The sequence below is a fragment of the Stenotrophomonas sp. Y6 genome, from assembly GCF_022436665.1.
In the GTDB taxonomy this organism is placed as follows: Bacteria; Pseudomonadota; Gammaproteobacteria; order Xanthomonadales; family Xanthomonadaceae; genus Stenotrophomonas; species Stenotrophomonas acidaminiphila_A.
This window is the reverse complement of record NZ_JAKUKB010000003.1, coordinates 447207-468111: the sequence shown is the minus strand read 5'-3', so window position 1 is coordinate 468111 and position 20905 is coordinate 447207. Positions and strand designations below refer to the sequence as shown.

Sequence of the window (20905 nt, the reverse complement as noted above, 5' to 3'; positions counted from 1 at the left end):
GACTCAATCGAGGTATTCGACGCTGACGATCTCGTACTCGCGCTGGCCGGCCGGCGCGGCGATGGCGACGGTATCGCCCTCGTTCTTGCCGATCAGTGCGCGCGCCACCGGCGAGGAGATGGCGATCAGGCCGAGTTTGATGTCCGCTTCCAGGTCGCCGACGATCTGGTAACGCTTTTCCTCGTCGCTCTCCACGTCGGCCAGCGTCACGGTCGCGCCGAACACCACCCGGCTGCCGGCGTTGAGCTTGCTGATGTCGATGATCTCGGCATGCGACAGCTCGCCTTCCAGCTGCTTGATGCGGCCTTCGATGAAGCCCTGCTCCTCGCGCGCGGCATGGTACTCGGCGTTCTCCTTGAGGTCGCCGTGCTCGCGTGCCTCGGCGATCGCGGCGATCACCTTCGGACGCTTTTCGGTCTTCAGGTGGTCCAGCTCGTCGCGCAGCCGCTGCGCGCCCTTGAGGGTGATGGGGGCTCTCATGCGTTCAACTCCTTGTGCAGTTCCTGCAGCGACCAGACCGGGCCGGTGCCGCGGAATTCCAGCGATTGCACCAGCGCCTTGGCGCCGGCCACCGTGGTCGAATAGGTGACGCGCTGCTGCAGCGCCTCACGGCGGATCGAGAACGAGTCGTTGATCGCGGCACGGCCTTCGGTCGTGTTGACGATGTAGACGATCTCGCCGTTCTTGATGCTGTCGACGATGTGCGGGCGGCCTTCGACCACCTTGTTGACCACCTCGCAGGCAATGCCCTGCTGTTGCAGCCACGCCGCGGTGCCGCGGGTGGCCACCACCGAGTAGCCGCGCTCGACCAGGCCCTGCACCGCCGGCAGCACGCGCGGCTTGTCGGCGTCGCGCACCGAGATGAACGCCTTGCCCGGCGGCGGGGTCTTGATGCCGCCGGCCTCCTGCGCGCGCGCGAAGGCGGCGCTGAAGCTGCGGCCCACGCCCATCACCTCGCCGGTGGAACGCATTTCCGGCCCGAGGATCGGGTCCACGCCCTGGAACTTGGCGAACGGGAAGATCGCCTCCTTCACCGAGTAGTAGTCCGGCACCACTTCGCTGGTCGCGCCCTGCTCGGCCAGGCTCATGCCGGCCATGCAGCGGGCGGCGATCTTGGCCAGCGGCACGCCGGTGGCCTTGGACACGAACGGCACGGTGCGCGAGGCACGCGGGTTGACTTCCAGCAGGAAGATCACGTCGTTGCCGTCGGCGTCGGGCTGGATCGCGAACTGGGTGTTCATCAGCCCGACCACGTTCAGCGCCTTGGCCAGTTCACGCACCTGGCGGCGCAGCTCGTCCTGGGTGGCCGGCGACAGCGAGTACGGCGGCAGCGAGCAGGAGGAATCGCCCGAATGCACGCCGGCTTCCTCGATGTGCTCCATCACCCCGCCGATCAGGACGTTGCCGTCCTTGTCGCAGATGATGTCCACGTCCGCTTCCACCGCGGCGTCGAGGAAGTGGTCCAGTAGTACCGGCGAGTCGTTGGAGACCTTGACCGCGTCGCGCACGTAGCGGGCCAGGTCCGATTCGCCGTAGACGATCTCCATGGCGCGGCCACCAAGCACGTAGCTCGGGCGCACCACCAGCGGGTAGCCGATCTCGCGGGCCAGCACCAGCGCCTCGTCGGCGGTGCGCGCGGTGCGGTTCGGCGGCTGCTTCAGGCCCAGTTCCTGCACCAGCTTCTGGAACCGCTCGCGGTCCTCGGCCAGGTCGATGGAATCGGGCGAGGTGCCGATCACCGGCACGCCGTTGGCTTCCAGCGCACGCGCCAGCTTGAGCGGGGTCTGGCCGCCGTACTGCACGATCACGCCCTTGGGCTGCTCCAGCTCGACGATCTCCAGCACGTCCTCCAGCGTCAGCGGCTCGAAGTACAGGCGGTCGGAGGTGTCGTAGTCGGTGGAGACGGTTTCCGGATTGCAGTTGACCATGATGGTTTCATAGCCGTCCTCGCGCAGGGCGAGCGCGGCATGCACGCAGCAGTAGTCGAACTCGATGCCCTGGCCGATGCGGTTGGGGCCGCCGCCGAGGATCATGATCTTGTCGCGGTTGCTCGGGTTGGCCTCGCACTCGTCCTCGTAGGTCGAGTACAGGTAGGCGGTGCTGGTGGCGAACTCGGCGGCGCACGAATCCACCCGCTTGTACACCGGGCGCACCTTGTGCGCGCGGCGCAGGGCGCGGATCGCCGCCTCGTTGGTGCCGGTCAGCTGCGCCAGCCGCGCGTCGGAGAAACCGGCGCGCTTGAGCGCGCGCAGGCGCTTGCCGTCGAGTGCGTCGATGCCTTCGGCGCGCACCTGCTTCTCGTCGGCGATGATGTCCTCGATCTGGTCCAGGAACCACGGGTCGATCCAGGACAGGCCGTAGACGTCGTCCACGCCCATGCCGGCGCGGAACGCGTCGCCCACGTAGAACAGGCGCTCGGGGCCCGGCGCCTTCAGCTCGCGCTTGAGCGTGGCGATGTCATCCTCGTTGCCCAGGTCCAGGCCGGTCGGGTCCAGCCCGATCTTGCCGGTCTCCAGGCCGCGCAGGGCCTTCTGCAGCGATTCCTTGAAGGTGCGGCCCATCGCCATCACCTCGCCCACCGACTTCATCTGGGTGGTCAGGCGCGCGTCGGCGGCCGGGAACTTCTCGAAGGCGAAACGCGGGATCTTGGTGACCACGTAGTCGATCGACGGCTCGAACGAGGCCGGGGTCAGGCCGCCGGTGATCTCGTTCTTCAGCTCGTCCAAGGTGTAGCCCACCGCCAGCTTGGCGGCGACCTTGGCGATCGGGAAGCCGGTGGCCTTGGAGGCCAGCGCCGAGGAACGCGATACGCGCGGGTTCATCTCGATCACCACCACCCGGCCGGTGGTCGGGCTGATGCCGAACTGCACGTTGGAACCGCCGGTGTCCACGCCGATCTTGCGCAGCACGGCGATCGAGGCGTCGCGCAGGCGCTGGTATTCCTTGTCGGTCAGGGTCTGCGCCGGGGCCACGGTGATCGAGTCACCGGTGTGCACGCCCATCGGGTCCAGGTTCTCGATCGAGCAGACGATGATGCAGTTGTCCGCGGTATCGCGGACCACTTCCATCTCGAATTCCTTCCAGCCCAGCACCGACTCCTCGACCAGCACTTCGGTGGTCGGCGACAGTTCCAGGCCGCGGTTGACGATCTCGATCAGCTCTTCGCGGTTGTAGGCAATGCCGCCGCCGCTGCCGCCCAGGGTGAAGGACGGGCGGATGATGGTCGGGTAGCCGACCCGGGTCTGGATCTCCAGCGCCTCTTCCAGCGTGTGGGCGACGGCGGCCTTCGGGCACTCCAGGCCGATCTCCTGCATCGCCACGCGGAACAGCTCGCGGTCCTCGGCCATGCGGATCGCTTCGCGCTTGGCGCCGATCAGCTCGACGTTGTACTTCTCCAGCACGCCGTGGTCGGCCAGGTCCAGCGCGCAGTTCAGCGCGGTCTGCCCGCCCATGGTCGGCAGCAGCGCGTCCGGGCGCTCCTTGTCGATGATCTTCTCGACGGTCTGCCAGTTGATCGGTTCGATGTAGACCGCATCGGCCATCTCCGGATCGGTCATGATCGTGGCCGGGTTGGAGTTGACCAGCACCACGCGGTAACCCTCGTCGCGCAGCGCCTTGCACGCCTGCGCGCCGGAGTAGTCGAACTCGCAGGCCTGGCCGATGACGATCGGGCCGGCGCCGATGATCAGGATGGTTTTTAGATCGGTGCGCTTTGGCATTTCAGTACTCGCATGGGGGCTGCGGCGGGCCGCAGTGAGTGAAGACGTGCGCTGGAGGGCCGCATCCGTCGCGGTCGTGCCGGAACGGAAGGCCGGTCCGGCGGCGGGATTACCTGGCCTGGGCCATCATCGCGATGAAACGGTCGAACAGCGGCGCCACGTCGTGCGGCCCGGGCGACGCTTCCGGATGGCCCTGGAAGGAGAACGCCGGCGCGTCGGTGCGCTCCACGCCCTGGATGGTCTGGTCGAACAGCGAGCGCTGGGTGACCCGCAGGTTCGCCGGCAGCGTGCTTTCATCGATGGCGAAGCCATGGTTCTGCGAGGTGATCATGACCCGGCCGCTGTCCAGGTCCTGCACCGGGTGGTTGGCGCCGTGGTGGCCGTGGCCCATCTTCATGGTGTTGGCGCCCGAGGCCAGGCCGAGCAGCTGGTGGCCCAGGCAGATGCCGAAGGTCGGAATCCGGCGATCCACGAACTCCCTGATCGCGGCGATGGCGTAGTCGCACGGCTCCGGGTCGCCCGGGCCGTTGGACAGGAACACGCCGTCGGGATTCATCGCCAGCACCTCGGCGGCCGGGGTCTGCGCCGGCACCACGGTGAGGTCGCAGCCGCGCTCGGCGAGCATGCGCAGGATGTTGGCCTTGACCCCGAAATCGTAGGCCACGACCTTGAACTTCGGCTCGGCCTGGACGAACTGGCCCTGGTCCAGGTCCAGCTGGCCTTCGCGCCAGGCATAGGGCTTGTCGGTGCTGACCACCTTGGCCAGGTCCATGCCCTTCAGGCCGGGGAACTTGCGCGCCGCTTCCAGCGCCTTGTCCACGTCGATGTCCGGGCCGGCCATCAGCGCGCCGTTCTGGGCACCGCGCTCGCGCAGGATGCGGGTCAGCTTGCGGGTATCGATGCCGGCGATGGCGACCACGCCGCGCTGCTGCAGCCAGTCCGGCAGCGAGCGCTGGTTGCGCCAGCTGCTCGGGCGGCGCGGCACGTCGCGCACGATCAGGCCCGCGGCCCAGACCTGCGACGCCTCGTTGTCCTGCTCGGTGGTGCCGGTGTTGCCGATGTGCGGATACGTCAGGGTGATCATCTGCCTGGCGTAGGACGGATCGGTCAGCATTTCCTGGTAACCGGTCATCGCGGTGTTGAACACCACCTCACCCACGGACAGGCCGGGCGCGCCTACGGATTCGCCCTCGAATACGGTGCCGTCTTCGAGCACGAGGATTGCGGCTTGGGTCACGGGAATCTCACTTTGGCTACCGAGGGGGCTCCGAAGCCACGCCTGCGCTCACGGCAAAAACCGGTTGCAAAAAAGCGCGGACGGCGGTGTTAAACCGGTCCGGCTGACGTGATTCGGCGAGCGGGAATTGTAAAGGCATGGGCGCCATCGGCGCCAGCGCCGCGTGCGTGCGCCGCCGGCCCGCCGGCTGCCGTGCCCGGCGCCTGTTCAGCTGCTGGCGGGCGCCACCAGCTCGCGCACCGAATAGCGCCCGGGCGCCCGTCCGTGCAGCTGCCGCGCCACATGCAGGGCACCCCGGGCGAAAATGTCGCGGTTGGTGGCGCGGTGCACCAGTTCCAGCCGTTCGCCCATCCCGGTGAACTGAACCAGATGCTCGCCGATGATGTCGCCGGCGCGCAGGCTGGCGTAACGCGGCTCGGCGCCCCCGTGCCGGGCCGACTCCCCGAGCGTGAGCGCGGTACCGGACGGGGCATCCTTCTTGTGCACGTGGTGCGATTCGACGATGTCGCAGTCCCAGCCCGGCAGGCTCGCCGCCGCCCGCTCCACCAGCTCGGCCAGCACCGCCACGCCCAGGCTGAAATTGGTCGCCCAGGTCAGCGGGATCCGCTGCGCGGCGGCCGCCAGCGCCGCCTGCTGCGACGCATCGATGCCGGTGGTGCCGGAAACGAACGCCACGCCGCGCGCCACGCACAGTGCCAGCACCGGGTCGAAACCACCCGGCAGGCTGAAATCGATGGCCACGTCGAACTCGGGCGCACCCGGCATTTCACTGGCGGCGAAGTGCGGCACGCCATCGATCACGCGCTGTGCCGGCGCCTTGCGCAGCACCGCGGCGACCACCTGCAGCGCGGGATCGTCCGCCGCCAGCCGCAGCAGGGCCTGGCCCATGCGCCCGGAAGCACCGTGAATGAGCAATCGCAGGGGAGTCTGGTTCATGCCCGCAGGCTAGCGGCAGCATGCCCGCCCGGGCAAGCGCCGGCGCCGCCACGCTGAACGCTCCTTCATGCACGGGATAACCATCGCCCGATGCCAAGCGGCGACACTGGACCACGCGGCACTCGCGTGGACACAGCGCATGACGGCCCGCCGATGCCGCGGTGCCGCGCCTGAACACCTACCGCGACTACGCTGCGCGGGATGCCGCATGGCTCCGGCCGACCCGCCCGACCCCGGCGCGGGGACATCGGCCTGGGCGTCATGGCCGGCATGCAACGCCGGTAGCGTCGGCCATTCCTGCACCCCGGCACACATGCTGCGGCCGGACATCCGCGACCGCGCCGGGTCGGCCCCACCCAGCACGCGGTCGCCGGCGCTTTGCGGCAGTGGCCGCGCACCGCGCCCGGGCCGCCGCACGCGCCCGGCGTGGACCTGCCCCGCGGGCAGCGCCCTGTATTGCGCCCTTTCCCTTGCCAGAGGTTGCCGTGTCCCGCTCCATCCTGATCCTGCTGGGCCATCCCGACCGCGACAGCCTGTGCGGCGCCCTCGCCCACAGCTACGCCACCGCCGCCGGGGCTGCCGGCCACCAGGTGCGCCTGATCGCGCTGGGCGAACTGGGCTTCGATCCGGTATTGCACCATGGCTACCACCAGGTCCAGCCGCTGGAACCGGATCTGGAGGATGCGGCCGAAGCGATCCGCGCCTGTGACCACCTGGTGCTGGTCTACCCGACCTGGTGGGGCGGAATGCCGGCGTTGCTGAAGGGCTTCTTCGATCGCGTGCTGTTGCCGGGCTTCGCGTTCCGCCACCGGCGCGATTCGCCCTGGTGGGATCGCCTGCTGGCCGGTCGTAGCGCACGGGTGATCACCACCCTGGACACGCCGCCCTGGTACTACCGCTGGATCTACCGCGACCCGGGCATCGCCCAGCTCCGCGCCACCATCCTGGAATTCTGTGGCATCCGCCCGGTGCGGGTCAGCCGGCTGGGCGTGGTACGCAACAGCACCCCGGCACAACGCGAACGATGGCTGGCGCTGGCGTCCGAACTCGGGTCACGCGCAGGCTGAGCGGCGCGAGCGCGGACTCCGCGGCGCTGCCGCGCCGCCACTGCCGGGGCCGTGCCCGGCCGGGTCCACCGCTACCGGCGCGCGTTTCAGTGTTGCCGCGGTGGATTCGGCCCGCAGCCGCCGCAGCCACCACAACCGTCATCGCCGCCGCCAGCCGGCGGCGCCAGCCGGCGCCCCAGAGCCTGCAGCCGCGCCGGGCGCTGCGGCTTCAGCAGCCACAGCACCAGCGCCCCGCGCAGCCGGCGCACGGTACCGGGGAACTGCTTCTTCAGCACCACCCACGCGCTGGCCAGCACGGCCAGGGCGATGATCGCGTACTGCAGCAGCAGGCCCCGGTCCATCAGCCCGCCCCCAGCGCCACGGCGACCTGGTAGGTGACCAGCGAAGCCAGCCACGCCGCCGCGAACAGGTAGCCGGCGGCGAACGCCATCTGCTTCCACGAGTTGGTCTCGCGCTTGATCGTGGCCAGCGTGGAAATGCACATCGGCGCGTAGATGTACCAGACCAGCAACGACAGCGCGGTGGCCAGCGACCAGCCGTCGCTGATCAGCGGGGTCAGCGCCTGCGCCGCGGCATCGTCGTCGGCCGCCGACAGTGCGTACACCGTGGCCAGCGAGGAGACCGCCACTTCGCGCGCGGCCAGCCCCGGAATCAGCGCGATGCAGATCTGCCAGTTGAAGCCCAGCGGCGCGAAGAACACCGCCATCGCGTGGCCGATGCGGCCGGCGAAGCTGTAGTCGATGGCCGGCAGGGTGGCGTCGGCCGGTGCCGCCGGGAACGACAGCAGGAACCACAGCAGGATGGTCAGCGCCAGGATGATGCCGCCCACGCGCTTGAGGAAGATCATGCCGCGCTCGTACAGCCCGACCGCCAGGTCGCGCAGGTGCGGCACGCGGTAGGACGGCAGCTCCAGCAGCAGCGGGTGCTCGCCCTTGTCGCGGCGGAACTTCTTCATCGTCCACGACATCGCCAGCGCGCTGAGGATGCCGGCCACGTACAGGCCGAACAGCACCAGCCCCTGCTGGTTGAACACGCCCCACACGGTCTTCTGCGGGATGAACGCGCCGATCAGCAGCGCGTACACCGGCAACCGCGCCGAGCAGGTCATCAGCGGCGCGACCAGGATCGTCGCCAGCCGGTCGCGCGGGTCCTGGATGCTGCGCGTGGACATGATGCCCGGCACCGCGCAGGCGAAGCTGGACAGCAGCGGGATGAACGAGCGCCCGGACAGCCCGGCCGCGGCCATCATCCGGTCCAGCAGGAACGCCGCGCGCGGCAGGTAACCGGATTCCTCCAGCGCGAGGATGAAGAAGAACAGGATCAGGATCTGCGGCAGGAACACCAGCACGCCGCCGACACCGGCGATGATGCCGTCCACCAGCAGGCTGCTCAGCGGCCCCTCGGGCAGGGTCGAGCCGACCAGGGCGCCGAGCCAGGCGAAACCGGCCTCGATGCCGTCCATCAGCGGCGTGGCCCAGGCATAGACCGCCTGGAAGATCAGGAACATCACCGCCGCCAGGGTCAGCAGCCCGAACACCGGGTGCAGCAGCCAGCGGTCCAGCGCATCGTCGATCTTCGCGGTGCGCGTGGGCATGCGCACCGCGGCGGCGAGGATGTCGCGCACCTGGGCATGGTGGTCGGCGGCGGCCACCACCTGCGGCGGCGCCATCGACGCCACCTGCGGCATCATCGCGTCGATCCGCGCGACCAGTTCGCTGGCGCCGTTGCGGCGTACCGCGACGGTCTCCACCACCGGCACGCCCAGCGCCCGTTCCAGCGCCGCCACGTCGATGGCGATGCCGCGCCGGCGCGCGGCGTCGACCATGTTCAGCGCCACGATCATCGGCTTGCCCAGCTCGCGCACTTCCAGCGCGAAGCGCAGGTGCAGGCGCAGGTTGGTGGCGTCGACCACGCACACCAGCGCATCGGGCGCGGGCTCGCCGGGGTAGAAACCACGGCACAGGTCGCGGGTGATGGCCTCGTCCAGGCTCGCCGGCTGCAGGCTGTAGGCGCCGGGCAGGTCCAGCACCGCGTATTCGCGCCCGGACGGCGCGCGCATGCGCCCTTCCTTGCGCTCGACGGTGACGCCGGCGTAGTTGGCCACCTTCTGGCGGCTGCCGGTGAGCTGGTTGAACAACGCGGTCTTGCCACTGTTCGGGTTGCCCACCAGGGCCAGCCGCGACACGCTTGTCGCTGCGTTCATGCCGCGTCCTCCTGCCTGATCCGGATGCGGGCGGCCTCGCTGCGCCGCAGCGCGAAGCGGGTGAAGCCGACCTGCACCAGCAGCGGCTCGCCGCCCACCGGCCCGCGCGCGACCACGCGCACGTCCTCGCCGTCGACGAACCCCAGCTCCCTCAACCGCCGCGCAATCGCATCATTGGGATGCAGGTCCCGCACCGCCTCCACCTGCGCGGGTGCATGCAGCGGCAAATCTGACAACGTCACTGAATGGCGCCTTTGAATGGGTTGATAAGAATGGTTATCAATTGTAGCACCGTCGCACGGGGTCTTGCTGCCCCGGGCGCTCCGCTATGATCCGTGCACCAAACGCACGCATGGACCCCAATGAGCGAGGCACTGCTCGTCAGCCGCGACAACGCCGTGGCGACGCTCCACCTGAACCGCCCCGAGCTGCACAACGCGTTCGACGCCGGGCTGATCGCCACCCTCACCGCCGCGCTGGAAGCGGCCGCCGCCGATCCGGCGGTGCGCGCCGTGGTCCTGGCCGGGCATGGCCCCTCGTTCTCGGCCGGCGCCGACCTGCAGTGGATGCGCGCCATGGCCGGCGCCTCCCAGGAAGAGAACCGCCAGGACGCGCTGGCGCTGGCGCGGCTGATGCGCACCCTGGACGAGCTGCCCAAGCCGACCATCGCCCGCGTGCATGGCGCCAGCTTCGGCGGCGGCGTCGGCCTGGTGGCCTGCTGCGACATCGCCATCGCCGCCGAAGGCGCCCGTTTCGGCCTGACCGAGAGCCGCCTGGGCCTGCTGCCGGCGGTGATCTCGCCGTATGTCATCGCCGCCATCGGCCCGCGCCAGGCGCGGCGCTGGTTCGCCACCGGCGAGCACTTCGACGCCGCCGACGCATTGCGCATGGGGCTGGTGCACCAGGTGGTCGCCGCCGACGCGCTCGACGCCGCGGTGCAGCGGCAACTGCAACTGATCGGCAAGGCCGGCCCGGTCGCCGCGGCCGCGGCCAAGGTGCTGGTGCGCGAGGTGCACGCCGCCACGGCCGACCGCGATGCGCTCGACCGCGCCAACGCCGGGCTGATCGCCGCGCTGCGCGCCTCCGACGAAGGCCGCGAGGGCCTGACCGCGTTCCTCGAAAAGCGCGCGCCGCGCTGGGCCGCGCAGGAGCCGCGATGAGCGATTTCGTCCGCATCGTCGAGGTCGGCCCGCGCGACGGCCTGCAGAACGAGAAGCAGCAGGTCGCCACCGCCGACAAGATCGCGCTGATCGACCGGCTGTCGGCCACCGGCCTGCGCAGCATCGAGGCCACCAGTTTTGTCAGCCCGAAGTGGGTGCCGCAACTGGCCGACGCCGCCGAGGTGATGGCCGGCATCGCCCGCCGCCCCGGCGTCGCCTACCCGGTGCTGGTGCCGAACGAACAGGGCTATGACCGCGCCCGCGCGGCCGGGGCGCGGGAAGTGGCGGTGTTCACCGCTGCCTCCGAGCAGTTCAACCGCACCAACACCAATGCCGGCATCGACGAATCGCTGCAGCGCTTCGCGCCGGTGCTGGAACGGGCCAGGGCCGACGGCATCCCGGTGCGCGGCTACGTGTCCACCGTGCTCGGCTGCCCTTACCAGGGCGAGGTGCCGCTGGCCGACGTGGTACGGGTGGCGCGCGCGCTGTACGCCATGGGCTGCCACGAGATCTCGCTGGGCGACACCATCGGCGTCGGCACCCCGCGCAAGGCGCGTGCGATGCTGCGCGCGGTCGCCGCGGACGTGCCGATGGTGGCGCTGGCGGTGCACTTCCACGACACCTATGGCCAGGCGCTGGCCAATATCGCCGCGTGCCTGGAGGACGGCGTGCGCGTGGTCGATTCGGCGGTGGCCGGCACCGGCGGCTGCCCCTACGCGCGCGGCGCCAGCGGCAATGTCGCCAGCGAGGACGTGGTCTACATGCTGCACGGCATGGGCATGGACACCGGCATCGACCTGCCGGCCCTGGCCGACACCGGGCGCTGGCTGGCCGGCGTGCTCGGCCGCGGCAACGGCAGCAAGGCCGGCCAGGCCATGTCGCCCCCCTGATGAACGCAACGAAAGGACGCTCGCGCATGCTCCGCACCACCCTGCTCATCGCCGCCCTGCTGCCCGCAGGCAGCGTCATGGCCGCCTCGGCCGTGGTCTTCTCCGATTCCGGCGCCTACGGTTTCGCCTACAACCAGCCCTCGGCAAGCCTCGCCCTGCAGACCGCCATCGGCCACTGCGCGCGGCGCTCGGGCAATTGCACCGAAGTGGTCAGCACGTCGGCCGACAGCGGATACTCGGCCATCGCCAGTGGCAGCGCCGCGTTCGGCCATGCGCTGGGCGAACGCGATGAGCGCGCCGCGATCGACAAGGCCCTGGCCATGTGCCGGCGCGCGGCCGACGACTGCCAGCTTGAGTTCCTGTGGCGGGAACGGCCGGTACCCGCGCCCCTGCGCCTGCCTGCGCACCCGCCGATGCCCATCCCCGCCCCCCGTCAATACTGATCCGGTCGCCGTCCTGCTGTAGGGAAGGCGGCATCGGCTAGAATCGGCGACTCTTCACCGCAGGATCGTCCCGATGCAGCTGTCCTCCGTCCGCGCCGTCGTCACCGGCGGCGTCTCCGGCCTCGGCCTGGCCGTGGCCCGGCACCTGGTCGCCAACGGCGGCAAGGTCGCCCTGTTCGACCTCAACGAGGAAAAAGGCACCGCCGCGGTCGCCGAACTGGGCACGGACAATGCCCGCTACTTCACCACCAACGTCACCGACGAAGCCGGCGTGGCCGCCAATCTGGCCGCCGCGCGCGAATTCCTGGGCGGGCTGAACGTGGTGATGAACTGCGCCGGCATCCTCGGCGCCGGCCGCGTGCTCGGCCGCGAGGCGCCGATGCCGCTGTCCAACTTCCAGGCCACGGTGATGGTCAACCTGGTCGGCAGCTTCAACGTGGCCAAGGCCGCCGCCGACCTGATGCAGCACAACGAAGCCGGCGTCGACGGCGAGCGCGGCGTGATCATCAACACCGCCTCGGTCGCCGCCTACGAAGGCCAGATCGGCCAGGCCGCCTACTCCGCCTCCAAGGGCGGCGTGGTCGGCATGACCCTGCCGATGGCGCGCGAGCTGTCGCGCTTCGGCATCCGCGTGATGACCATCGCGCCGGGCGTGTTCTGGACGCCGATGGTGGACGGCATGCCGGCCAACGTGCAGGAGTCGCTTGCCGCGTCGATCCCGTTCCCCTCGCGCCTGGGCCAGCCGGACGATTTCGCCGCCCTGGTCGGCCACATCATCGGCAACACCTACCTCAATGGCGAGACCATCCGCCTGGATGGCGCCGTGCGCCTGGCACCCAAGTGATCCACCCCGCGGGCGCCCACAAGGCGCCCGCTTCGATTTCCCCCTTACCCCAACCGACTTTCCAAGCATGAAAGCCAGCGATATCAAGAAAGGCAACGTCGTCGAATACAACAACGGCGTCTACCAGATCCGCGACATCGAGCGCAGCTCGCCGCAGGGCCGCGGCGGCAATGTCCGCTTCCGTTTCATCATGTACAGCGTGCCGGGCGGCAACAAGCTCGACGCCAGCTTCGACGCCGACGACAACCTGCCGGAAGTCGAACTGCTGCGCCGCCAGTCGACCTTCTCCTACATGGACGGCGACGCCTTCGTGTTCCTCGACGACGAGGACTACACCCCGTACACGCTGGACGCGGACGTGATCGGCGACGACGCCGGCTACATCACCGAGGGCCTGGCCGGCATCTACGTGCAGGTGATCGACGAGCAGCCGGTGGCGATCCAGCTGCCGCAGCACGTGACCCTGGAAGTGGTCGAGACCCCGCCGGAACTCAAGGGCGGCACCGCCACCAAGCGCCCGAAGCCGGCCAAGCTCAACACCGGCATCGAGATCATGGTCCCGGAGTACATCGCCAACGGCGAGCGCATCCTGGTCAACACCAGCACCGGCGAGTTCGGCGGCCGCGCCGACTGATCCACCGCTGGCCACCCCATGCGACGGCGCCCACGGGCGCCGTCGTCATTCATGGTCATCGGCGGCGGTACGCGACCCGGCGCTGTCAGCGGGCCCCGCCGATGCCGGTGCCGGAAGCCGCGGCACGCCGGTGGCGGCCGCGCCCCGCTGCAGATCACTCTTCGGGCAGACCGTGGACGCCGAAATCGATCACCACCGCATCCGGTCCGCGCTGCAGGTAGCTGATCGACAGGTGCGCGCCGAAGCGCTGGCCGAGCTGGTCCAGCAGCGGAATCGGGTCGTGGTCGTTGACGAAACGCATGGTCTCGCCGTTGCGCAACGCACCCAGCGTGCCGAAGATCGCCGCGTGGCGGAACCGCCGCGCCACGCCGCGCGCATCGAAGACGTGCACGTGCGGGGCCGGATCGAGGGAAACAGGCATTGCGGGAACTCCATCGTGGCAAACCCGGCCCATGCCAGGCCGCGCCACCGGCACCGCCCTGACCGGGGTCAAGACCCGCGCCGATGCCCCGCTTCAGTCCGGCACGGCGGCCAACGCGCGCATGCGTTCGGCCAGCCAGCGCACCCGCTCCCTGCTGCGCTCGAGTTCCTCGCGCTGCGCCGGCGGCAGCGCCTGCTCGGCGCTTTCGTGCAGCGCCTGCCAGCGTGCCTGCCCGTCCTCGCCGAGCCGCGCCAGTGCCTGCGCCAGCCCGCCCAGTTCATCGGGCTGGGCGATGCCGTAGCCGGCGGCTGGCAGCAGTGATGCCGGCGCATCCAGCAGGCCGCTGAACCGCTGCCAGTCGGCCACCCGCGCCTGCAGTTGCGGCGTGGCGCCCTCCAGGTGCCGCTTGAGCTGGGCGAGCGCGCGCAGTTCGGCACGGCGCAGCGCCGCCGTTTCCAGCACCCACCAGGCCGCGGTGGCCTGCAGTGGCAGATCCGGAGTGGGCTCGCCACGCTGCCGTGCCGGGCTGTCCAGCCAGCGTTCGAGCGGCAGCGGCGGCACCCGGCCCGCCTGCTGCAGGCCATGCAGCAAGTGCGCGTAATCGGCGCGGGCAGAGGCGAAGTACAGGCCCTCGTCCGCGCCTGGCGGCGGCGCCTGCCGCGCGGCCAGGCCGGCATCCTGCAGCCGCCGCAGCACGCCGCGCGGCGTGGTGGCCTGCAGCCGCCGGCGCGGCGGGGTCAACGCCAGGTCGAGCAGGCGCCCGCTCTCCACCGCGCAGTTGTTGCCGATGAAGCGATAGCGCCCGTCGTAGCTCCAGTGCGCGCGGGTGGCCAGCTGCAGCAGCGCGTCGATCTGCGCCGGCGACAGCGCCAGCGGCCAGGCCTGTAGGTCGCGCAGCTCGATGCGGGTGTATTCGTCGATCACCTGGTCCAGCGGCAGCACGAACAGCCGTGCCGGGTAGGCGCCGGTCAGCCCGTGCCAGTTGGAGATCTGCACGTCGTTGACGAAGGCGCGGAAGGACAGCACCCGGTGATAGGCCAGGTCCATCCGGCAGCGCGGGCCCGGTTCGCGGCCGGGCGCGCAGACCACCAGGCGCAGCATGGAATGGCCGAACCGGCTCATCGCCGCGTCGCCGGCGCCGGCCAGCAGGTAGTCCACCGCGTAGATCCGGGCCGGGTCCAGCGTTTCCAGCTCCAGCTGCGCCGGCGCGGCGCCGGCCACCAGCAGCGGCAGCGTGGCGGCGCAGGCCACCGGCGCAAGCGGCGCCGGCCCCAGCTGCTGCCGGAACCACGCCGCCAGCGCCGGCCGCCGGCACGGATACCGCGGGTCGAGCAGGTACCACTCCAGGTTGACCGCGAATGCCTCGGCCGGGCTGTGCCGCTCGTAGCCGTCGGGGCTGCGCAGCGTGTACGGGTTGGCACCGCGCCGGTCCCATCCGGCGAGCCGACGGAACCCCGGTTGCCGCGACCAGCCGCCGCCTTCGCCCCGGTCGAAGGCGTGGGCGATCTCGTGCAACACGGTGGCCCGGGCCAGGTCGTGTGCGGTGGCGGTGGCCGTCGCCGCCTCCTCAAGCAGTTCCGGCGACAACCGCAGTTGGCCACGCCGGTGGCGGCCGGCAATGTCGGCCGGCAGGCCAGGATCGAAGCGCAGCGTCAGCCGCCGCGGGTCGGCCTGCCAGCGTCCGGGCAGGCGTTCGTGGGCACGGGCAAGCAGGTCGCGGGCGCGCTGCTGCGCCGGCGGGTCCAGCCCGGCCGGATCCAGCGCCAGTTCCAGCGCCGGGGCGCCGCCGCTGGTCAGCAGCAGCGCGGCGGCCAGCACAGCCGCCAGGCGCATCAGCGGGCGAGGATGGTCCGCGCCAGTTGCATGTCGCTGGCCTGGGCGGCGCCGGCGTCGTGCTGGCGCAGGTACAGCAGCGCGGCCTGCAGCCGCGCGCCGCGCAGGCGGCCGTCGCTGGCGACGAAGCCGGCGGCCTCCTCGCGCGCGGCCTGGATCACCTTGTCATCGCCCGACGAGCTGCTCGACCCCTTGGACGAGGCGCCGGCGGAAGTACCGGCGGTGCTGCCGGCAAAGCTGGAGGCCAGCAGCGGCGCGGAGGCGAGGAGCAGGACGCAGGTCAGGAACGGACGGATCATCGGCGGAGACAACGCTGGGGACAGGCGTCGAGCGTAACCGGCCGCCGCCTACAGGTCGAACACCTTGCCCGGATTCATCAAACCCAATGGGTCGAATGCCTGCTTCACCCCGCGCATCAGCGCGATTTCCGCCGCATCGCGGGTGCTGGACAGGTAGGGCTTCTTGACCAGGCCGATGCCATGCTCGGCCGAGATGCTGCCGTGGAAACGGTGCAGCACCTGCGCCAGCAGCTTGGTCACGTGCTCGCACTGGCCCAGGAACTCGGCGTCGCTGGTGTCGTCGGGCTTGAGCACGTTGATGTGCAGGTTGCCGTCGCCGATATGGCCGAACCAGACCACGTCGAAATGCGGGTAGGCGCCGCCGATCAGCGACTGCGCCTCGGCCAGGAAGTCCGGCATCGCCGAGATCCGCACCGACACGTCGTTCTTGTACGGCCGGTAGCGCGCCAGCGCCTCGGTGATGCCCTCGCGCAGGCGCCACAGCTGCTGCGCCTGCGCCTCGCTGGCGCTGATCACCCCGTCCAGCACCCAGCCCTGCTCCATGCAGTGCTCGAACGCGGCCAGTGCCGCGGCCTCGCCCGCTTCGTCGGCCGCGGCGTACTCGGTGACCACGTAGTACGGGTAGGTTTCGGCGAACGGGTACGGCGCGCCATGCGCGGTGACGTGCTGCACCGCGCGGTCGGTGAAGAACTCGAACGCCTCCAGCTGCAGGCGTTCGCGGAACGCGGAGAACACCTGCATCAGCACCTCGAACGAAGGCAGCGCCAGCAGCATGACGTTGGTCGCCGGTGGCGGATCGACCAGCTTCAGCGTCGCCTCGACCACGATGCCGAGGGTGCCCTCCGAGCCGATCATCAACTGGCGGAAGTCGTAGCCGCTGGAGTTCTTGATCAGGCCCTTGTTGAACTCGAGCAGTTCGCCGTTGCCGGCCACCACCTTGAGGCCGGCCACCCACTCGCGGGTATTGCCATAGCGGATCACGCGGATGCCGCCGGCGTTGGTGGCGATGTTGCCGCCGATCGAGCAGGACCCGCGCGCGGCGAAGTCCACCGGGTACTGCAGGCCGTGCTCGCGGGCGGCGTTGTGCACGGCCTCCAGCGGCATGCCGGCCTGCACGGTGAGGGTGCGGTCCACCGCGTTGAAATCCAGCGCCTTGTTCAGCCGCTCCAGGCTCAGCACCAGCTCGCCGTTGGCCGCCACCGCACCGCCGGACAGGCCGGTCCTGCCGCCGGAGGGCACCACCGCCACGGTGTTCTGGTTGGCCCAGCGCACCACCGCCTGCACTTCCTCGACGCTGCCCGGCAGCGCGATGGCCAGCGGTGCCGGCGTCCAGCGCCGGGTCCAGTCGCGCCCGTAGTGCTCCAGGTCGGCCGGATCGGTCTTCAGGCGCAGCCCCGGGCAGGCAAGCAGCAGGGTGTCCAGGCGCGGGTCGGTCATGGCGTTGCTTCGAAGGCGTGAAAGCCGGCAAGCGTGCCAGCCCGACCGCGGCGCGTCCAGTCACCGCGACAAGGCCCGCGATGGCCACGGTAAATTCAGATGAAACCTTTTGTGTTCAAGGCGTTGCCGCATGGCGCAGCGCACCAAAATCCGGCGCGGTTCTGGCATAGTGAACAGTCCATCCCCCTCCAACCCGTCGTGGCCGCCATGTCGCCCAAGAAGACCTCGTTCCCGAAGCAGGACATCCGCGTTTTGTTGCTGGAGGGGGTCAGCCAGACCGCCGTGGATACCTTCAAGGCGGCCGGCTATTCGCAGATCGAGTACCACACCAAGTCGCTGCCCGACGACGAGCTGAAGGCACGCATCGCCGAGGCCCACATCATCGGCATCCGCTCGCGCACGCAGCTGGACGCCGACGTCCTGGCGCATGCCAAGCGCCTGATCGCGGTGGGCTGCTTCTGCATCGGCACCAACCAGGTGGACCTGGAGGCGGCCGAACTGGCCGGCATCCCGGTGTTCAACGCGCCCTACTCCAACACCCGCTCGGTGGCCGAGCTGGTGATCGCCGAGGCGATCATGCTGACCCGCGGGGTGCCGCAGAAGAACGCCGAGTGCCACCGCGGCGGCTGGTCCAAGTCGGCCGACGGCAGCCACGAGGTCCGCGGCAAGACCCTGGGCATCATCGGCTACGGCCACATCGGCACCCAGGTCGGGGTGCTGGCCGAAGCGCTGGGCATGCAGGTGATCTTCCACGACATCGAGACCAAGCTGTCGCTGGGCAACGCACAGCCGGCCGCCAGCCTGGACGACCTGCTCGCCCGCGCCGACGTCGTCACCCTGCACGTGCCGGAAACCGCGGCCACGCAGTGGATGATCGGCGCACCGCAGCTGGCGAAGATGAAGCGTGGCGCGCACCTGATCAACGCCGCGCGCGGCACCGTGGTGGTGATCGAGGCGCTCGACGCGGCCCTGCGCTCGGGGCACATCGGCGGCGCCGCGGTGGACGTGTTCCCGGTCGAGCCCAAGGGCAACGGCGACCGTTTCGAGTCGCCGCTGGCCGCGCACGACAACGTGATCCTGACCCCGCACGTGGGCGGCAGCACGCTGGAGGCGCAGGACAACATCGGCGTCGAGGTGGCGGCCAAGCTGGTGCGCTACAGCGACAACGGCAGCACCCTGTCGGCGGTCAACTTCCCCGAAGTGACCCTGCCCGAGCACGAACAGAGCCTGCGCCTGCTGCACATCCACCGCAACGTGCCCGGCGTGCTGTCGCGGCTCAACGAGGTGTTCTCGCGCCACAACCTCAACATCGACGGCCAGTTCCTGCGCACCAACCCGAAACTGGGCTACGTGGTGGTGGACATCAGCGCCACCGTGGAACAGGCCAACGCGATCCGCGACGAACTGGCCGCGATCGACGGCACGCTGCGTACCCGCATCCTGTACTGAGCGCGGCGCCGACCCGCGGGCGCGATCCCGCCGCGCGCCCCGGCAAGCACCGCCGGGGCCGCGGCGCGCGGCCTCAGTGCGCGTGCGCCAGCCAGCGCAGCGCCATGCGCCGCAGCGAGGCGTCGGCCTGCGCATCGGCGGCGATGGCATCGATCGCGCGCCATGCCAGGTCCAGCGACTCCGCGCTGACCAGGAAGCGCTCGTCGGTGCCGGCGCGCACCACGTAGCGCACGTCGTAGTGCCAGTGGCCGGGCACGTCGCCGCGCCCGGGAATCCAGTGCCGGTCAAGATCGAACGGCACCGGCGCCTGCAACGACAACCCGGGCAGGCCCGATTCCTCCTGCGCCTCGCGCAGCGCCACCGCGGCCAGGTCGCGGTCGCCGTCGGCATGCCCGCCCAGCTGCAGCCAGCGCCCCAGCTTGCGGTGATGGGTCAGCAGCACCCGCTGGCCATCGGCGCTGACCAGCCAGGCGCTGCCGGTGAAGTGGCCGGCAAGGCGCGAGCGCTGGAACGGGTCGGCGCCCTGCGCGTCGAGCAGGTCCAGGAATTCCGCCGCCACCTGCGCATGCTCCGGCACCCGCCGCGCGTAGTCCTGCAACGTGTCGCGCAGGCGTCCCTCGTGTTCGTACATGACTGCAGGCACATCCCATCGATCCGACCAGGCGGCCATTATCACCGGCCATGCTGCACCTGCGCTTGTCGGTTTGGCCGGGCTTTGGCAAGGTAGGCCGTTGCCGGCGGTTCAGCTTGCCACACCCCATGCGCATTGCCGGTGGATGCGCGGAAACACCACCAGGTCTGGAAAAACAGCGAATGCTCAAAACACTGTTGAGGGTCAAACCGGTCGAGCCGGCCGCACACGTGGACGCCGGCGAACCGGTCGAAGGCAGCCTGCAGGGCGAAGCCACGCTCAAGCGCACCCTCACAGCCAGGCACCTGATCCTGTTGGGCATGGGCGCGGTGATCGGCGCCGGCATCTTCGTCATCACCGGCCAGGCCGCGGCCCACCACGCCGGCCCCGCGATCATGCTGTCGTTCGTGCTCGCCGGCCTGGCCTGCGCCTTCGCCGGCCTGTGCTACGCCGAGTTCGCGGCGATGATGCCGGTTTCCGGCAGCGCCTATTCGTATTCCTACGCCACCCTCGGCGAAGGCATGGCCTGGTTCATCGGCTGGTGCCTGGTACTGGAGTACCTGTTCGCCTCCTCCTCGGTGGCGGTGGGCTGGTCGGCCTACCTGCTCAGTTTCCTCACCAGCACCCTGCACCTGCCCTTCCCCGACGCGCTGACCGCCGCGCCGATCGCCTGGGAGAACGGCCAGTTCGTCGCCTCCGGCAAACTGCTCAACCTGCCGGCGGTGCTGATCATCGCGGTGATCTCCGGGCTGCTGTATGTCGGCGTCACCCAGTCCACCTTCGTCAACGCGGTGATCGTCGCGATCAAGGTCGCGGTGATCTGCCTGTTCGTCGGCTTCGGCGCGATGTACGTCAACCCGGAGAACTGGACGCCCTTCATCCCGGACAACACCACCGGGGTGTTCGGCGAATTCGGCTGGAGCGGCGTGTTCCGCGCCGCGTCCATCGTGTTCTTCGCCTACATCGGTTTCGACGCGGTCTCCACCGCCGCCGGCGAAACCAAGGACCCGCAGCGGAACATGCCGATCGGCCTGCTCGGCTCGCTGGCCGTGTGCACCATCATCTACATCGTGGTCTGCGCGGTGATGACCGGCCTCATGCACTACACCCAGCTCGGCACCGACAAGCCGGTGGCCACCGCGCTGGAGGCCTATGCCAACCTGGCGTGGCTCAAGACCTGGGTGGAGATCGGCGCCATCGCCGGCCTGTCCTCGGTGGTGCTGGTGATGATGATGGGCCAGACCCGCATCGCCTACACCATTTCCCGCGACGGCCTGCTGCCGCAGGTGTTCGGCCGGGTGCACCCGAAGTTCCGCACGCCGCACCTGAGCACCGTGATCGTCGGCGCGCTGGCCGCCACCCTGGCCGGACTGGTGCCGCTCAACGTGCTGGGCGAACTGGTCGCCATGGGCACGCTGCTGGCATTCGCCACGGTCTGCATCGGCGTGCTGATCCTGCGCCGCACCCGCCCGGAGATGCCGCGCGCATTCCGGGTGCCGGCGGTATGGCTGGTCGCGCCGCTGGGCGCGCTGATCTGCCTGGGCCTGTTCGCGATGGCCTTCGCCGCCCATTGGCTGGTGTTCGTGCTGTGGAATGTACTGGGCGTGGCCATCTACCTGGGCTACGGCATGCGCCACAGCAAACTGAACCGGAACGCCTGATTCCCTTCCTTCCGGCCGGCCACGCGCCGGCCGTTCCCGTA

Annotated in this window: 20 protein-coding genes; 8 read left to right on the top strand and 12 right to left on the bottom strand. The window is 70.1% G+C overall.

Going from position 1 to position 20905, the window contains the following annotated elements:
- Positions 1-3 precede the first annotated feature (3 nt).
- From greA to dapB, 4 genes are all read right to left on the bottom strand, one after another.
- Positions 4-480, bottom strand: coding sequence for a transcription elongation factor GreA (greA, locus tag MKP15_RS05605; RefSeq protein ID WP_104938909.1), 477 nt, complete (start codon positions 478-480; stop codon positions 4-6).
- Complete coding sequence (gene carB, locus MKP15_RS05600; RefSeq protein WP_104938910.1) at positions 477-3719, bottom strand: carbamoyl-phosphate synthase large subunit; 3243 nt, start codon at positions 3717-3719, stop codon at positions 477-479. Before carB ends, greA begins: the two co-directional genes overlap by 4 nt.
- A gap of 109 nt (positions 3720-3828) precedes the next feature.
- Complete coding sequence (gene carA, locus MKP15_RS05595; protein ID WP_161613762.1) at positions 3829-4956, bottom strand: glutamine-hydrolyzing carbamoyl-phosphate synthase small subunit; 1128 nt, start codon at positions 4954-4956, stop codon at positions 3829-3831.
- 207 nt (positions 4957-5163) lie between these two features.
- Positions 5164-5892, bottom strand: coding sequence for a 4-hydroxy-tetrahydrodipicolinate reductase (gene dapB, locus MKP15_RS05590; protein ID WP_161613761.1), 729 nt, complete (start codon positions 5890-5892; stop codon positions 5164-5166).
- A 485-nt stretch (positions 5893-6377) separates the two neighbouring features.
- Here dapB and MKP15_RS05585 point away from each other — a divergent pair, with 485 nt between their 5' ends.
- Positions 6378-6959 (top strand): NAD(P)H-dependent oxidoreductase, encoded by a 582-nt coding sequence (locus tag MKP15_RS05585; protein WP_240212049.1) that lies wholly within the window; start codon positions 6378-6380, stop codon positions 6957-6959.
- An 86-nt stretch (positions 6960-7045) separates the two neighbouring features.
- On the opposite strand, the gene MKP15_RS05580 is transcribed toward MKP15_RS05585, so the two are convergent.
- The 3 genes from MKP15_RS05580 to MKP15_RS05570 are packed head-to-tail and all read right to left on the bottom strand — an operon-like array spanning position 7046 to position 9404.
- Positions 7046-7300, bottom strand: a complete 255-nt coding sequence (locus tag MKP15_RS05580) for a DUF6587 family protein (RefSeq protein ID WP_161613760.1) — start codon at positions 7298-7300, stop codon at positions 7046-7048.
- Positions 7300-9162 (bottom strand): ferrous iron transport protein B, encoded by a 1863-nt coding sequence (feoB, locus tag MKP15_RS05575; protein ID WP_240212048.1) that lies wholly within the window; start codon positions 9160-9162, stop codon positions 7300-7302. The genes MKP15_RS05580 and feoB overlap by 1 nt, the downstream gene beginning before the upstream one ends.
- On the bottom strand, positions 9159-9404 hold the full coding sequence (locus MKP15_RS05570) for a FeoA family protein (protein WP_104938914.1): 246 nt from the start codon (positions 9402-9404) through the stop codon (positions 9159-9161). Before MKP15_RS05570 ends, feoB begins: the two co-directional genes overlap by 4 nt.
- A 120-nt stretch (positions 9405-9524) precedes the next feature.
- Between MKP15_RS05570 and MKP15_RS05565 the strand changes: the two genes are divergently transcribed.
- From MKP15_RS05565 to yeiP, 5 genes are all read left to right on the top strand, one after another.
- The gene (locus tag MKP15_RS05565; protein WP_240212047.1) at positions 9525-10322 is read left to right on the top strand and encodes an enoyl-CoA hydratase-related protein; all 798 of its coding nucleotides are present in this window, start codon (positions 9525-9527) and stop codon (positions 10320-10322) included.
- Positions 10319-11212 (top strand): hydroxymethylglutaryl-CoA lyase, encoded by an 894-nt coding sequence (locus tag MKP15_RS05560; protein ID WP_240212046.1) that lies wholly within the window; start codon positions 10319-10321, stop codon positions 11210-11212. Before MKP15_RS05565 ends, MKP15_RS05560 begins: the two co-directional genes overlap by 4 nt.
- 26 nt (positions 11213-11238) lie before the next feature.
- A complete protein-coding gene (locus MKP15_RS05555; RefSeq protein ID WP_240212045.1) occupies positions 11239-11655 on the top strand; it encodes a DUF4189 domain-containing protein in 417 nt (138 codons plus the stop codon).
- 73 nt (positions 11656-11728) lie between these two features.
- Entirely contained in the window at positions 11729-12499 is a 771-nt protein-coding gene (locus tag MKP15_RS05550) for an SDR family NAD(P)-dependent oxidoreductase (protein ID WP_054666018.1), read from the top strand.
- 67 nt (positions 12500-12566) lie between these two features.
- Positions 12567-13133, top strand: a complete 567-nt coding sequence (gene yeiP, locus MKP15_RS05545; RefSeq protein WP_104938919.1) for an elongation factor P-like protein YeiP — start codon at positions 12567-12569, stop codon at positions 13131-13133.
- 154 nt (positions 13134-13287) lie between these two features.
- Here the strand turns inward: yeiP and MKP15_RS05540 are convergent, their stop codons facing one another.
- The 4 genes from MKP15_RS05540 to MKP15_RS05525 form a co-directional block, all read right to left on the bottom strand.
- Positions 13288-13554, bottom strand: coding sequence for a DUF2249 domain-containing protein (locus tag MKP15_RS05540; protein ID WP_240212044.1), 267 nt, complete (start codon positions 13552-13554; stop codon positions 13288-13290).
- A 93-nt stretch (positions 13555-13647) separates the two neighbouring features.
- Positions 13648-15387, bottom strand: a complete 1740-nt coding sequence (locus tag MKP15_RS05535; RefSeq protein ID WP_240212043.1) for a DUF4105 domain-containing protein — start codon at positions 15385-15387, stop codon at positions 13648-13650.
- Entirely contained in the window at positions 15387-15686 is a 300-nt protein-coding gene (locus tag MKP15_RS05530) for a DUF2388 domain-containing protein (protein ID WP_104938922.1), read from the bottom strand. The genes MKP15_RS05535 and MKP15_RS05530 overlap by 1 nt, the downstream gene beginning before the upstream one ends.
- A 48-nt stretch (positions 15687-15734) precedes the next feature.
- Positions 15735-17123, bottom strand: a complete 1389-nt coding sequence (locus tag MKP15_RS05525; RefSeq protein ID WP_240212042.1) for an FAD-binding oxidoreductase — start codon at positions 17121-17123, stop codon at positions 15735-15737.
- Positions 17124-17330: 207 nt separating this feature from the next.
- On the opposite strand from MKP15_RS05525, the gene serA reads away from it, so the two are divergent.
- A complete protein-coding gene (serA, locus tag MKP15_RS05520) occupies positions 17331-18572 on the top strand; it encodes a phosphoglycerate dehydrogenase (RefSeq protein WP_240212041.1) in 1242 nt (413 codons plus the stop codon).
- A 73-nt stretch (positions 18573-18645) separates the two neighbouring features.
- Here the strand turns inward: serA and MKP15_RS05515 are convergent, their stop codons facing one another.
- A complete protein-coding gene (locus MKP15_RS05515) occupies positions 18646-19203 on the bottom strand; it encodes an NUDIX hydrolase (RefSeq protein ID WP_161613751.1) in 558 nt (185 codons plus the stop codon).
- Positions 19204-19385: 182 nt separating this feature from the next.
- Between MKP15_RS05515 and MKP15_RS05510 the strand changes: the two genes are divergently transcribed.
- On the top strand, positions 19386-20864 hold the full coding sequence (locus MKP15_RS05510) for an amino acid permease (protein WP_240212040.1): 1479 nt from the start codon (positions 19386-19388) through the stop codon (positions 20862-20864).
- Positions 20865-20905: the final 41 nt, after the last annotated feature.